Origin of the sequence: Aeromonas sp. s3, from assembly GCF_040907805.1 — a bacterium.
GTDB lineage: Bacteria > Pseudomonadota > Gammaproteobacteria > Enterobacterales > Aeromonadaceae > Aeromonas > Aeromonas dhakensis.
This window is the reverse complement of record NZ_JBFOCQ010000021.1, coordinates 24425-38199: the sequence shown is the minus strand read 5'-3', so window position 1 is coordinate 38199 and position 13775 is coordinate 24425. Positions and strand designations below refer to the sequence as shown.

The following is a 13775-nucleotide window of genomic DNA, read 5'->3' as shown; positions in this document are numbered from 1 at the left end:
CTGAATGATAAGAGCAATGCGTGAAATTGATTGAATATATACAGCCAGTCAGGCCGCCTGGGAGCCGCTCAGGAGCTCCCACCAGGCTGACAGGGTGGGCCTGCGCGCCAGCTCGTCAAAGCCGACATCGACCCCCTGTGCCTTCAGCTCTGCGGTAAAGCGCATGATGCTGAGGGAGTCCAGCCCATACAGCACCAGACTCTCCTCCGGATCCAGCTCCCCCTCCTCCACCAAGCTCTGTACTCGTTCATTCAACCACTCACGGGTCATGAATGTAGGCCTGCTCATGTTATTTCCTCACTGTCTGTCATGGTTATTTCTAGTCGTGATTGTTTAATCACCGCTCCCACCCAATTGCTGAAAACTGGATCGACGGCTGCCAAAAAATAGGTTTCGCCATACCGGTCTGAAATACCGTCCAGAGTCATCTCTGGCCACGACTGATGCCAATTTAATTAAGCGACTTATCGATATAACCATATGGGTTGACGGAATAAATTAACCTTGAAATGAAAATCATTCTCACCTTTAAATATATAAACAACGAAACACGACAAGTTGTCAACGCCATGAATGAGATGAAAGAACTGACCGCGATGCAGGCGGCTTGCTGGATGGGACGCAGCGCGCATGCCCATCTGGGGGGCGTCAGTGCCCACCTCTACGCCGAGTTTGACGGCCCGGCCCTCGATCTGGCGCGCCTGCACGGTGCGCTGGAGCGTCTCTATCAGGCGCACCCCATGCTGCGCCTGACCGTCACCCGGGACGGCGCTCAAACGCTGGGGGATCCTGCCCCGGCCGTGCTGGAGATAGATGATTTCCGCTCCCTGAGCGGCCAGCCACTGGCCGATGCCCTGGCCCGCAAGCGGCAGGAGTGGACCCATCAGCAACTCGATCTGAGCCGGGGTCAGGCGGCCCGCTTCTCCGTCACCCGGCTGGCAAACCAGCGCCAGCGGCTGCACATCGACACCGACATGATGGCCGTCGATCCCTCCAGCGTGCGGATCCTGCTCGCCGATCTGGCCCGGTGGTACGAAGAGCCGGCGTGGACGCCGCCGCCGGCCCCCTCGTTTTTTGCCTGGCACGAGGCGGTGCAGACGCGCCTGCGTGAGCGTCGGGAACAGGATCGGCAGTGGTGGCGACAACAGCTGCCAACGTTGGCGCCGGCGCCCACCCTGCCGACCGTTCCGCAGCAGACTCCCCCCACCAGCGAGCGCCTCAGCGCCACCCTGGATGCCGCCACCTGCCAGGCCCTCACCACCCTGGCACGGCAGCGGCGCCTGACCCTCTCCAGCCTGATGCTGGGCCTCTTCGCCCACGCCCTGGGCAAGGCCACCGGCGACAGACATTTTCGCCTCAATGTCCCCTTCTTCTGGCGCGAGCCCGTGCTTGGCAACGAGCAGCGGATCGCCGGCGAGTTCGCCAACCTCACCCTGGTGGACGTGGACCTTGACCAGGCCGGCACGCTGGATGCGCTGTGCCGGCAACTGGCGGCCCAATGGCACCAGCGCCTCGGCCACGGCGCCTATTCCGGCGTGGCGGTGATGCGCGACCTCTCCCGCCACCACGGCTCGGCCCAGCTGGCCCCCATCGTCTTCACCGCCGCCCTGGATCTGGAAGGGGGCTCGCTGTTTGACGAACGGGTGCACAGGGTCTTCGGCGCCATGAACTGGGTCATCTCCCAGGGCCCCCAGGTGGCGCTGGATGCCCAGCTGGTGCGCCTGCGCGGCGAACTGCTCATCAACTGGGACGTCCGCCTCGATGCCCTGCCGCGCCCCTGGATCACCGCCCTCTTCGACGATCTGGTGGCACATCTGCGCCAGCTGGCGCGGGATCCCGCCCTGCTCGACGCCCAGTTGCGCCGCCGCCGAGAGGCCCCCCTGACGTCGCTGCAGCAGGCCTACCTGCTCGGGCGCACAACCCAGTTTCCGCTCGGAGGGGTCGCCATGCAGGAGTACCGGGAGTACCGCGGCAAGATGGAGCCGGCGCTGCTGCGCGCCCGCCTGCGGGAGATGGTGCAGCGCCACGATGCGCTGCGTACCCGCATCGATGCCGACCGCCTGGTACAGATCGTCGATGACGAGGCGCGCCTCAATCTGCACGAACAGGACCTGCGTCAGCTGACCGAAGAGGAGGTGGCTCCCAGGCTCGCTCGCCACCGGGAGGCATACAGCCATGCCCTGTTCGACCTGACGCAGTCCCCCTGGGAGCTGACCCTGCTGCACCTGCCGGGAGACGAGCTGGTCGCCTTCGTGCGCATCGATGCCCTAATCCTGGATGGACACGCCATCGCCACCCTGATGCGCGAACTGTTCGAAGGAATAGTGGCCCCCGCGCTGCCCTCTCCGCCCGCTCACGAGCCCACGGCGGCGCAGCGGGAGCAAGCCGGGGACTACTGGCGGCGCAAGCTGGCCAGACTGGAGGGGCCACCGCGCCTGCCATGGACCCAGCCGCTCGAAGGTCTGCGCAGTGCCCGCTACGCACGCCAGCGGCAACACATACCTGCCGGGCAGGCGGCCGCGCTCTACAAGCTGGGTGCCCGCCAGCACCTGTTCAAGAACACCACCCTGATGGCCGTCATCCTGGAGGTGCTCTCCCGCTGGCGCGACGAGGGGGATCTCTGCGTGGCCGTGCCGGTGGCCCCGCCACCCGGCGGGCCGCTGACCAACCGATCCAGCTTTATCGCTCTCACCTGGCAGCCCGCGGAGGGCACCCTGCTGGAGCGGGCCCACATCCTGCAGCAGGACGTCATGGAGGGGCTGGATCGGCTCGCCTTCTCCGGGGTCGATATCGCCCGCCAGCTGGTGGAGACCCATGGCGGCGGGCCCGCCCTGCCCGTGGTCATCACCAACGGACTGGCCTGGCCGGTGGCCGCGCCAGAGAGCCCCATGCAGTGGCAAGGGGGGCTGACCCAGACACCCCAGGTCGCCATGGACATCCGCATCAGCCAGCAGGCCGACGGCACTCTGGTGCTCGACATCGACTACGCCAGCGAGGCTCTGGAGGCCGCGCTGGTGAGCGATCTGCTCGCGGCCATGGCGCGTGCCGTGGCCCGGCTGGTGGAGGGAAAGGCATTTCACCTCCCGGATCTGGCCACCCCCACCCATGCCCGTCACAACAGCCTGCCGGACGCCGCCTGCCACACCGACTTCCTGCAGCGCATCGCCGATCGCCTGTTCCATCCGCAGCACGAGGCGGTGGCCCTGATCCAGGGGGAGCGACAACTCAGCTACCGGGAGCTTGGTCACGGCGTGGGGTGCGTGATGCATGCCCTGAGCGAGGCCGGCATCAAGGCCGGGCAGGTCGTCGCCATCTGCCTGCCGCGCAGCCCAGAACACACCATGGTGACCCTGGCCTGCGCCCTCAGCGGCATCATCTGGGTGCCCGTCGATGCCGCCTCGCCAGCCGAACGCCGCCGCTATCTGCTGGACAACTGCTGCCCCGACCTGGTGGTGGCAGAGCCAGGCGCAGAGACCGGCCACCCCACGCTGACCCCGGCCCCCCTGCTGGCCGGCTCCGACGCCCCCCTCGGCACGCCCTGGGCGGGGAGAAGTACCTACACCACGCCGGCCTACTACCTCTATACCTCCGGCACCACGGGGCGCCCCAAGTGCGTGGTGCTGAGCAACCAGGCCACCGCCAACGTGATCGGCAGCACTCTGCTGCGTTGGGGCATTACAGAGCAGGACAGGTTTCTCTCCGTCACCCCGCTGCACCACGACATGTCGGTCTTCGACGTGTTTGGCTGCCTGACCGCCGGCGCCACCCTGGTGCTGCCGGAGCCCGGCGCCGACAAGGATGCGGTGCACTGGGGCCGACTCATCGCGCGCCATGGCGTCACCCTCTGGTGTTCGGTGCCGGCCATGCTGGAAATGCTGCTCGCCTGCCACCCGGTCGACACGCTGCAGAGTCTGCGGCTCGTCGCCCAGGGAGGGGATTACATCAAGCCGGGCATCATAGAGCGCCTGCGCACCGGCCTGCCTGCCACCCGCCTCTTCTCCCTCGGCGGGCCGACTGAAACCACCATCTGGAGCATCTGGCATGAGATAAGCGCCGACGATCGGCAGCGCATTCCCTATGGCACACCACTGCCGGGCAATGCCTACTGGCTGCTGGACGAGCGCGGTGAACACTGCCCGCTCGGGGTGGCGGGCCGCATCCATACCAGCGGCGTCAACCTGGCCCTCGGCTACCTCGAACAGGGGCAGCTCGTCCAGACCGACTTCGTCACCCTCACCGATGACAGGGGCCAGCCGGTGCGTGCGTTTCGCACCGGCGACCGGGGCCGCTACCGCCGCGACGGCACCCTGCTGTTCGACAGCCGGGTCAACGGTTACATCAAGGTGCGCGGGGTGCGTGTCTCGCTGCCCGACGTCGAGAGTGCCCTCATCACCCATCCGGCCCTCGCCCAGGTGCTGGTGGTGGAGTACGGCGACGAGCAACAAGGAGAGCTGGGGATCGGGCTGCTCTACGTCTGCGCCACCGGCCACCGGCTGGACCCGGCCGCCCTGCGCGAGTTTGCCCGGGCGCAGTTGCCGGCCTCCCATGTGCCGACCCGCGCCCTGGCCGTCGCGCAGCTGCCCCTCACCGCCAACGGCAAGCCGGACAAGCCCGCCGCACGCCACCTGCTGGCGCAACCCGCCCCCCGTCACGGGGTACTCGACATCTATCTGGAGGTGCTGGGCGCGGCACCGGGCAGTGCCGACAGCCGGCAACCCTTTACCGCACTGGGGTTGCGGCCCCAGCACCTGAAGACCATTTCGGCCCGGCTGCGCGAACGCTTCGCCGTGGAGCTGTCACCGGGCCAGCTGCTGGCCTGCCGCACGGCAGCCGACGTCGAGGGGCTGCTGGCCAGCGTGCACACCTGACCCTGCGCCCCGGCATGGCCGGGGCGCATCACCTTTCCTTTGGGAGTGTTTATGGAGACCACACACGTGGATATCGCCGGGGTCGGCATCGGCCCCTTCAACCTGGGGCTGGCGGCCCTGCTGGACCGGCATCCCGAGCTGAGCGGGGTGTTTCTGGACCGCAAACCGGCCTTCAGCTGGCACCAGGGGCTCCTGCTGCCGGGCACCACGCTGCAGGTGCCCTTCCTGGCCGATCTGGTCACCCTGGCCGATCCGACCCATCCGCTGAGCTACCTCAACTATCTGCACCGGCACGACCGGCTCTACCCCTTCTACTATTACGACCACTTCCAGATCCCGCGCCGCGAGTATGACCACTACTGCCGCTGGGCCGCCGAGCAGCTCCCCGGCTGCCGCTTTGGCGAAGAGGTGGTGGCGGTGCATTACGATGCGGGCAAGGAGCGTTTCTGCCTCGAGAGCCGCGACGCCGACGGCCAGCCCCACCACTACCAGAGCCGTGATCTAGCCATCGGCATCGGCACCCGCCCGGCCCTGCCAGCCTGGGCGCAGGGGATCGATCATCCCAATCTGCTGCACTCCGCCGACTTCCTGCACGCCAGGGAGCGCCTGGCCGCCTGCCGCCGGGTGACCGTGGTCGGCTCGGGGCAGAGTGCGGCTGAGTGCGTGCTGGCCCTGTTCCAGACGCTCACGCCGGAGCGGGTGGCCGCCGGGGCGGCCATCCAGTGGATCACCCGGGCCCCCGGCTTCCACCCCATGGAGTACTCCAAGCTGGGGCAGGAGTGCTTCACCCCCGGCTACATGGACTATTTCCAGCGCATCCCGCGGGAGAAACGGCGCGCCATCGTGGCCGGGCAGGGGATGCTCTACAAGGGGATCAGCTTCGCGACCATAGGCGCCCTGTTCGACCTGCTCTACGAGCGATCCATCGGCGGCCAGACACCCGGGCTGACCCTCTTCTCCAGCTGCAATCTGGAGGCGGCCGAAGTCCTGAGCGACGGCGCCCTGCGTCTGACCTGCCACCACACCCAGCTCGATCAGCGTTGTACCCTCGAGGCCGATGCCGTGGTGGCCGCCACCGGCTATGCCCACGCCTGGCCCGCCTGGTTCGAACAATTGAAGGGCGAGGTGCTGGCCGTTGATGAACAGGGGGACTGCATAGTGCAGGAGGACTTCACTGCCCGCCGCGCCGATCGGGGCACTGGCCGGGTCTTCATCCACAACGCCGACATCTTCCAGCAGGGGGTAGGCTCGCCGGATCTGGGGCTCGGGCCCAACCGCAATGCCTGCATCCTCAATCAGCTGCTGGGGCGCGCCCACTACCACCTGCCCGCCCGCACCACCTTCCAGCACTACGGTCTGCCGACCGACTGAGTCAAACAGTGAGCCCCCTTGCGGGGGCTCACGCCATCACACCTGTGGGGCCAGGGCCGCGAGCGGGCTGGCAGTCCCCTCCCGCACCAGCTGTTCGAGCAACCGGTCAAGCAGGGCACAGAGAGTCTGTATCTGGGCCGGGCTGTAGCGTCCGTCCCGGTAGGTAATGACCAGCCGCAGCCGCCGCTCATCGTCCAGCACATCCTCCATGATCTCGAACTGCAGGCCGAACATGGTTTCGGTCTTGTCCGCATCGATCTGGCGGTAGCGCAGCCCCTCGCCCGCCGGGGTCGGCAGACGGCCGTTGAGGGCGTTGCTGGCGTGGATCTGGATGTAGACGTCGAACAGCAAGCCGTCGGCCGGCGTCATGCCCAATCCCTGCTGGATCTGTTCGAGCGGCACGTCCGCGTAGCACAGTGAGTCGTTGATGGTGCGGGTCACCTGACGCAGCAGATCGCCAAACCGGGTGGTCGCGGCAAACGACACCCGATGCGCCACCATGGTGGTGAAATAGCCCACCGAGTCGAAGAAGGCGGGATCGGTGCGCCCCGAGGTCGAGGTACCGATCAGGATCTCCTCGGCCTGACCCAGCTGGTGCAAGGAGAGGGCGATGGCCGTGTACATCAGGGTAAAGAGGGAGGCATCGTGGGCGCGGGCCAGCTCATAGAGCCGGGCCAGCGTGCCCCCGGCCGGCTGCCACTCGTGCCAGCGGGCGGCCCAGGTTTCCCCCTGCAGGGGCATCACCGGCAAGGGAGGACGGCGGGAAGCCGGCACGGCGCCGTGCAGCAGACGGGTCCAGTAGGCCAGGTGCGTCTCGTTGATCCCATCCGCCGCCTGCCGGCGGGCAAAATCGTGAAACGCCGGCGCCGGTGCATCCCAGCGGGGGGCAATTCCGGCGGCGCGAGCCAGGTAAGCCTGGGCCAGCTCCCCCATCATCAGGTTGATGGACCACTCGTCCACCACCATGTGGTGTACCAGCAAGGAGAGCTGCTGGCGCCCCGTGGCCGGATCGCGCAGGAAACGGATCCGCAGTGGCAGCTCCCGGGTCAGGTCGAAGCGATGGGCCGCGGCGTCGGCCAGGGTCATCCCCTGCGACTCGGCACTGCCCCAGAACCAGCGATAGCCAGCCAGCTGATCGGCCGGGAGAATACGTTGCCGCACCTCGCCATCCTGCGTCATGAACAGGGTCCGCAAACTGGCGTGGCGCTCGATAATATCGGCAAAGGCCTGGGCAAACAGGGACTCGTCCACCTCGTCAATAAAGTCGAGGGCAAAGGGAAGATTAAAAATGGTGCCAAAGTCGTGGGCTTCATAAGCCCGCCACAGAGAGGCCTGCGCCAGGGCGAGCGGAGCCGGTGCCCTGTTATTTGCCGGGACGGCTTCCGGCAATGAAGCCTGCTCTGATATCACGGCCTTGCGTGCCAGGGCAGCCGCCGTCGGCGATTCGAAAAAGTCGTTGAAGCGGCACTCGATACCGTGCTCGCTCAGTAATTTCCCAATAATTCTGGTCGCCAGCAGGGAGTGGCCACCATTATCAAAAAAGTCATCATCCGGTCCCATATCGGGCGATGACAAGGCACGGCGAAATTCCTCAAGAATAATCCGTGAAATATTCTTGCCGACATAATGAACAGGGACACAAGAGGCTGGTTCGGCAAGGTGTGCCGGGGATGATAGCAGCAGCGGTACTTGCCCGGCCTGACCGCTAGCCAACCGATCGTAGTGCTGCTTCAACGCCGCCATCAGGGTCTGTGGCGAACCCTGTTCCGCAAGCACAGGATGCAGCACCAGCGCCAGTATCACACTACTTTCTGCGTTGATAATCAATGCCTTGAAAGGCGGCTGGCGGGTACTGTCCCAGGGGGCCTGCTGCACTCGCCGTACCAGCTCATCCACCTCGTCAGCCGCCAGACGATGAAATTCCAGACAGGGATACCAGCCATTTATCTGATATTTAAATAGATCTCCATCGGCACTGAAAAAATAACGGGTATTGAGTTCCGGCTGCTCCTTTATTAATAACTCAACACTCAATATCAACAGCGAAATATCAATATCGTCAGGGAGCGGCCAACACATCGCCTGTTTAATTATCTGCTCGGGCTGCTGTTGTTGTAACAACCAGCAGCTCTCTTCATGGGCACTGACAGGCAGCTCAAGCAGCCCCTCATTATGGAATTGCAGCAAAAGCCATCTCCTTCTCTGTGGAAATATAACCCTGTGAATTACGTCTGTTTTATTTGAAATAACCACGGACGCATGCCCCTCCCCCCTAATTGGCGGGAAAGGCATTGCGATATATCGATGAACACGATACCGTGCAAATGATTACCATAATGATTTTCATTCTCAAATAAAAATAACACGAGGTTCAGGAGAGAAATCGTGGAAATGGGCACAGGCTCCTTCCAGGCGCAGTTGCATCGTCTGTATCAGGAACATCACGGATGGCTCTGCTCGCTGCTGAGACGCAGGTTGGGCAACAGCTGCGACGCCGCGGATCTGGCGCACGACATCTACCTTCAGCTGCTGCGCAAGGGACACATCCCCACGGCGGCCGAGTGCCGTCGCCATCTGATGCAGATCGCCAAGGGCAAGGTGATCGATCTCTATCGCCGGCGTGCGCTGGAGGCCCGCTACCTCGAGCAGCAGAGCTACCAGCCCGACGCTCAGGCCCCCTCGGAAGAGCTGCGCGCCATGCAGCGCGAGGCGCTGGGAGCCGTCGCATCGGCCCTGCAACGCCAGTCCCCCAAGATCCGCCAGGCCCTGCTGCTCTCCCGCCTCGGCGGCCTCGGTTATCAGGACATCGCCAGCCAGCTGCAGGTGTCCATTTCATCGGTCGAGAAGTATATCGCCCAGGGCATGCAAAGCTGCCATCGCAGCCGGCCCGGCGGCGGCATCTGACCCGGATGGGGGAAATAAAAAGATTCATTTGAGGTTTTTTGTCCCCCATACGGAAAACCACAGAGATCCGGTCGCTCGTTGCGGCCACCATCACTTCACCGTGGAGAAATAGCCATGAAGGCAGACGATGTGCAGTGCCCCGAGGCCAATGCTGGCGGGCCCATCAGCCGCGTGCTGGCCCCCATTCGCGGCCACCTGATCGCCGCCGCCCTGCTGGCGGCCATCGGCGCCATGCTGACCCTGGTCCCGCTGGCCGGGATCGCCCACCTGGCGGGCCTGATGCTGGCAGATGCCGCCGTGCCAGGCGACGCAATCACTGCAGTACTCGGGATCAGCCTGGCCTGCCTGTTTGGCGGCATGATCCTGCTCAGCGCCGGCGATCTGGTGGCCCACCTGGCCGACAACCGCATCACCGGACAGTTGCGCCTGGCCCTGACCCGGCGCCTGGCCCGGGTGCCCCTCGGCTGGTTCACCGCCCGCGCCTCGGGGGAGGTCAAACAGGCGATGCAGGACGACATCGGCACCCTGCACAGCCTGACGGCCCACTTCTACACCACCCTGGGCCGCTGTAGCGGCGCTGTGCTCATCTCCCTGCTCTACCTCTTCGCCATGGACTGGCGGATGGCCCTCATCGCCCTCTCCCCCTTCCCGCTCTTCTTCCTGTTCTCCGCCCGCGCCCACCGCGCCAGCGCCGCCAACATGCAGCAGTTCGGCGCCGGCATGGCCCGCATCAACAACGCCGTGGTGGAGTTCGTGAGCGGCATCCCCGTGGTCAAGGCCTTCGGCGTGCAGGGCCGGCTGCACACCAGCTACCGCAACGCCATCGATGATTTTGCCCGCGCCTTCACCGACTTCACCCGTCCGCTGGTCGCGGCCATGGCCAACGCCAACGCCATCATGGCCCCCGCCTCGGTCTTGGGGGTGGTGCTGGCCGGCGCCGTGGTGATGGTGCGAGCGGGTGCCATGACACCGGCCGAGGTGCTGCCCTTTGTGCTGGTCGCGCCGGGGCTGTGCGCCCCCCTGATGCTGCTGAGCTACCTCAAGCACGATCTCGGCAGCGCCACCGCGGCCGCCGAACGGCTCCACGGCCTGCTCGCCACCCCGGTATTGACGGAGCCCGCCGCCGGCACCGGTTTGCAGCCGGCCGACAACACCCTGCGCCTCGAGCAGGTGAGCTACCGCTACGACGACCAGACCCCGGTGCTCAGCGAGCTGACCGTCACCCTGACGCCGGGCACGGTCACCGCCATCGTCGGCGCCTCCGGGGCCGGCAAATCGACTCTGGCCAGGCTGCTGCTGCGCTTCTTCGACCCGAGCGAGGGGCGCATCACCCTGGGCGGGGTGGACCTGCGCGATCTCGAGAGCCGCGAGCTCTATCGCCACATCGGCTTCGTACTGCAAGAGGTGCGCCTAGTGCACGCCAGCCTGCACGACAACATCGCCCTCGGCCGCCCCGGCGCCAGCCGCCAGGAGGTCGAGGCCGCCGCGCGCCGCGCCAACATCCACGACCGCATTCTGGCCCTGCCGCGGGGCTACGACGCCGTGGTCGGTGAGGACGCCAACCTCTCCGGTGGCGAGCTGCAACGGGTCAGCATCGCCCGCGCCCTGCTGCTCGACCCGCCGGTGCTGGTGCTCGACGAGGCCACCGCCGCCGCCGACGCCGACAACGAGGTGAAGCTGCAACAGGCGCTCTCCACCTTCGCCCGCGGCCGTACCCTGGTCGTCATCGCCCATCGGCTCGACACCGTGATGCACGCCGACCGGATCCTGGTACTCGACAACGGCGTCCTGTGCGAACAGGGGCGCCACCACGAACTGCTGGCCCGCCGCGGCCGCTATGCCCGTCTGTGGGAACAGGGGGGATACGACACTCCCACCCAGACCCATATCCCTCATCAGGAGGCCGTCTCCACATGCTGAACACCTTCCTGCGCCTGCTCGGCGACGATGCCGTCCTGCTGCGCCGCTACGGCCTGCTGGCCCTGCTCTACGGCCTGCTCTGCGGCCTGACCCTGGTCTGCCTGATCCCGGTGCTCACACACCTGCTGCGGGCCGAGACCGACGCCGCCACCGGCTGGCTGCTGGTGCAGCTGATCGGCGTGCTGCTCTGCTGGAACCTGCGCCGCCGGGTGGAAAAGGCCGGCATCGCCGTGGGGATCGCGGTGCTGCGCACCGGCCGCCACGCCCTGGGCGAACACGTGGGCAGCCTGCCCATCGGCTGGTTCACCCCGGCCAACACCGCCCACCTCAACCACCTGGCCTCGCAAGGCATGATGGAGCTGGCCCAGCTGCCGGCCCACGTCTTCACCCCCCTGCTCGGCGGGGTGATCACCCCGCTGGTGGTGCTGGTGGCCCTGTTTGCCCTCGATGTGCAGCTCGGCCTCATCGCCCTGATCGCCCTGCCGCTGCTGGTGGCGGTCTTCCTGCTCACCACCCGCCTCAACCAGCACGCCGACCAGACCTTCCACCAGCATGCCGCCGATACCAGCCAGCGCATGGTGGAGTTTGCCCAGGCCCAGTCGGTGCTGCGCGCCTTCAACGGCGAGCAGGGGGGCACCCGCTTCCTCGAGCAGGCCATCGCCCAGCAGCAAGCCTCCGGCAGGCAGCTGATCCGGCTCACTGCCCTGGCCTCGGGGCTCAACGTCTGGGCAGTGCAGGCCTGCTTTGCCACCCTGTTGCTGGTGGCCGCCCAGCACCTGGGCGGTGCCGACAAGGAGAGCCTGATCGCCGCCCAGCACCTGGGCGGTGCCGACAAGGAGAGCCTGATCGCCGCCCTGGTGACCCTGGTGCTCATCAACCGCTTCATCGATCCCCTGCTCGACGTGGCCGGCTACAGCGACGTGCTGCGCGGCGCCCGTGCCCAGCTGGCAACCCTGCAGACCATGTTCGACTACCCGGCCCAGCCGCAGCCGGCCACTCCTGCTACCCCGCTGGATGGCTCAGTGGAACTGCGCGGGGTGCACTTTGGCTATGACCCGGCCCACCCGCGGGTGCTCAAGGGGGTGGATCTGGCGGTGGCGCCCGGCAGCATGACGGCGCTGGTCGGTGCCTCGGGCTCGGGCAAGAGCACTGTGCTGCGGCTCATCGCCCGCTTCTTCGACGTAGGCGAGGGTGCCGTGCTGGTGGGAGGGGTGGACGTGCGCGCCATGAGCGGTGAGACCCTGGCCAGTCACATCAGCCAGATCTTCCAGGATGCCTATCTGTTCCAGGGCACCATTGCCGACAACATCCGCATCGGCAAGCCCGAGGCCAGCGATGCCGAGCTGCTGCACGCCGCCCATCAGGCCGGGGTGAGCGAGATAGTCGAGCGCCTGCCGCTCGGGCTCGACACCCAGGTTGGCGAGGGTGGTGCCCGCCTCTCGGGGGGCGAGCGCCAGCGGATCGCCATCGCCCGCGCCCTGCTCAAGGACGCCCCCATCCTGCTGGTGGACGAGGCCACCGCCGCGCTGGATGCGGAGAACCAGGCCGCCATCACAGAGACGCTGGCCCGGCTGCGGGGCAAACGCACCCTGATCGTCATCGCCCACCAGCTCTCGACCGTGGCCATGGCCGATCAGATAGTGGTGCTCGACGATGGCATGGTGTGCGAGCAGGGCCCCCACGCCGTGCTCAGTCGCCAGCCGGGGCGCTACGCCCACTTCCTGGCGCAGCGCGCCAGCGCCAAGGGGTGGCGCCTGACCGGAGAGGACGCGTGAGGGCGCTCCTGCTGCCGGCGACCCTGCTGGTGCTGGCCGCATGCTCCCTGCTGATCGGGGCACGCCCCCTCCCGCTGGCGGAGCTCTTCGCCGGGGATGGCCTGCTCACCCTCACCGCCAGTCGCCTGCCGAGGCTGGCGGCGGTGCTGTTGACCGGCGCCGGGCTGGCGGTGGCCGGCGTCATCCTGCAGCAGATAGTGCAGAACCGCTTTGTCGAGCCCGCCACCTCCGGCGGGCTCGACGCCGCCAAGCTCGGCATCCTGATCGCCCTGACCCAGCTGCCCGCCGCCGGCACCACCGGCCGCATGCTGGTGGCGCTCGCCTTCTGCTTTGCCGCCAGCCTGCTGTTCATCGTCATCGTGCGCCGTATCCGCTTCAAGAATACCGTGCTGATCCCGGTGATCGGCCTCATGTATGGCAGCGTGCTGAGCGCCCTCGCCGAGTTCTACGCCTACCAGCACAACATACTGCAGAGCATCCAGGGCTGGATGCTGGGGGACTTTTCCAAGGTGGTCGAGGGCAACTACGAGATCATCTACCTCATCCTGCCCATCACCCTGCTGACCTATCTCTACGCCCACCGCTTCACCGTGCTCGGCATGGGGGAGGAGGCCGCCGCCAGCCTGGGGCTCGGGTACTCGGCCACCGCCACCCTCGGCCTGCTGCTGGTGGCGGTCACCGTGGCCGCCACCGTCATCACGGTCGGCGCCATCCCCTTCGTCGGGCTGGTGATCCCCAATCTGGTGGTGCTGCGCCACGGCCAGCACCTGAGAAAGATCCTGCCGCTGGTGGCTCTCTATGGTGCCCTGCTGCTGCTGGCGTGCGACCTGCTGAGCCGGCTGCTGATCCACCCCTTCGAGGTGCCCATCGGACTCACCGCCGGCAGCCTCGGCGGCGTGCTGTTCCTGCTGCTAATCCTCTGGCAGCGCCGATGAGA

8 protein-coding genes are annotated in these 13775 nt (G+C 66.6%); 6 read left to right on the top strand and 2 right to left on the bottom strand.

Annotated elements, in window-relative coordinates; translation table 11 throughout:
* Positions 1-48: 48 nt before the first annotated feature.
* Positions 49-288 carry a phosphopantetheine-binding protein gene (locus AB5Y98_RS10845; protein ID WP_231570561.1) on the bottom strand — a complete coding sequence of 80 codons (240 nt, stop codon included), beginning with the start codon at positions 286-288 and terminating at the stop codon, positions 49-51.
* Between the two features lie 290 nt (positions 289-578).
* Here AB5Y98_RS10845 and AB5Y98_RS10840 point away from each other — a divergent pair, with 290 nt between their 5' ends.
* Both AB5Y98_RS10840 and basC read left to right on the top strand, forming a co-directional pair.
* Positions 579-4868: an amino acid adenylation domain-containing protein gene (locus AB5Y98_RS10840; RefSeq protein ID WP_368231890.1), complete on the top strand. Its 4290-nt coding sequence runs from the start codon at positions 579-581 to the stop codon at positions 4866-4868.
* Between the two features lie 66 nt (positions 4869-4934).
* The gene (gene basC, locus AB5Y98_RS10835) at positions 4935-6239 is read left to right on the top strand and encodes a putative histamine N-monooxygenase (RefSeq protein WP_322111693.1); all 1305 of its coding nucleotides are present in this window, start codon (positions 4935-4937) and stop codon (positions 6237-6239) included.
* A gap of 36 nt (positions 6240-6275) precedes the next feature.
* Here basC and AB5Y98_RS10830 read toward each other — a convergent pair whose 3' ends face one another.
* The gene (locus AB5Y98_RS10830) at positions 6276-8426 is read right to left on the bottom strand and encodes a condensation domain-containing protein (protein WP_216988871.1); all 2151 of its coding nucleotides are present in this window, start codon (positions 8424-8426) and stop codon (positions 6276-6278) included.
* A 204-nt stretch (positions 8427-8630) separates the two neighbouring features.
* Between AB5Y98_RS10830 and AB5Y98_RS10825 the strand changes: the two genes are divergently transcribed.
* The 4 genes from AB5Y98_RS10825 to AB5Y98_RS10810 all read left to right on the top strand — a co-directional run bounded on the left by AB5Y98_RS10825 (position 8631) and on the right by AB5Y98_RS10810 (position 13773).
* Complete coding sequence (locus tag AB5Y98_RS10825) at positions 8631-9143, top strand: sigma-70 family RNA polymerase sigma factor (protein ID WP_362818408.1); 513 nt, start codon at positions 8631-8633, stop codon at positions 9141-9143.
* 114 nt (positions 9144-9257) lie between these two features.
* Positions 9258-11063: an ABC transporter ATP-binding protein gene (locus AB5Y98_RS10820; RefSeq protein WP_368231889.1), complete on the top strand. Its 1806-nt coding sequence runs from the start codon at positions 9258-9260 to the stop codon at positions 11061-11063.
* Positions 11057-12838 (top strand): ABC transporter ATP-binding protein, encoded by a 1782-nt coding sequence (locus tag AB5Y98_RS10815; protein ID WP_368231888.1) that lies wholly within the window; start codon positions 11057-11059, stop codon positions 12836-12838. Before AB5Y98_RS10820 ends, AB5Y98_RS10815 begins: the two co-directional genes overlap by 7 nt.
* Positions 12835-13773: an ABC transporter permease gene (locus tag AB5Y98_RS10810; RefSeq protein ID WP_368231887.1), complete on the top strand. Its 939-nt coding sequence runs from the start codon at positions 12835-12837 to the stop codon at positions 13771-13773. The genes AB5Y98_RS10815 and AB5Y98_RS10810 overlap by 4 nt, the downstream gene beginning before the upstream one ends.
* The last annotated feature ends 2 nt before the right edge of the window (positions 13774-13775 follow it).